1 pseudogene is annotated in these 917 nt (G+C 67.9%); it reads right to left on the reverse strand.

Features of this window, described 5'->3' with window-relative positions:
- Window positions 1–872, reverse strand: a pseudogene (locus tag ABGB16_RS33820) (hypothetical protein); the annotation flags it as partial.
- Window positions 873–917 lie beyond the last annotated feature (45 nt).

Here is a 917-nt window from a genome sequence, read left to right on the forward strand (position 1 = left end):
GAGGGACCAAACGGATGATGGACCCACATCGGCCGGGACAACTTCTCGGCCGCCACATGGAAAGGCACATGCGTGAGTTCGTGAACCCCGCCACCTACGACCTTGGGGAACCACTTCCGGTGCAGCGTCTCCCGCTCCTGGTCCGACACGCCCTGCGGATACGGAAGAATCTTCCTGAACCTCGACTCGGTACCCCGGGCGAGGTCGTCGGCCAGCTCACGAATCACCCACGCACGCAGTCCATCCAGGCTGCGGACCTTCAACTCCGCCAACTGAGCCCCAAAGGCGTCCAACACCGGCTGAAAGACCCCGGCCACCCCCATGTCAAACCGCCGAGGATCGACGTCGAACACCTCGCGCGCCCACTCCTCGAAGAGTGTCGCCTGGTCACTGGACACCACGGCCGACAACGTGGTGATCGCCGCAGTCACCTTCTGGTCCAAGTCCGACGCGACATCGACCTCCGCCGGCGGCACCGCCGAGCCAGGCGCCGGCGCCAACGCTGCCGGCGAGCCCGGGGACCCGACCGCATCGTCCGGCGCGCGGTTCTCCGACGGCAACCCCATGATGAATGCCGACGGATCCATCCCTGACGACAGCCAGTCCATGGACTCGCCCGGCGCATCGTCCGCCGGATCCGTTCCTTGCAGCCAGTCCAGGAACTCGCCCGGCGCATCGTCCGCCGGATCCGTTCCTTGCAGCCAGTCCAGGAACTCGCCTGGCGCATCGTCCGCCGGATCCGTTCCTGTCAGCAGGTCCAGGAACTCGGCTGGCGCATCGTCCGCCGGATCCGTTCCTGTCAGCAGGTCCAGGAACTCGCCCGGCGCAACGTCCGCCGGCGGCGGCAACGCCGAGCCGAGCGCCGCTGGCACCCCTGCCCCCTCCGTCGAAAGCGATGTCGGCGCTGCCGGCGAGCC

Source organism: Micromonospora sp. B11E3, from assembly GCF_039871625.1.
GTDB lineage: Bacteria > Actinomycetota > Actinomycetes > Mycobacteriales > Micromonosporaceae > Micromonospora.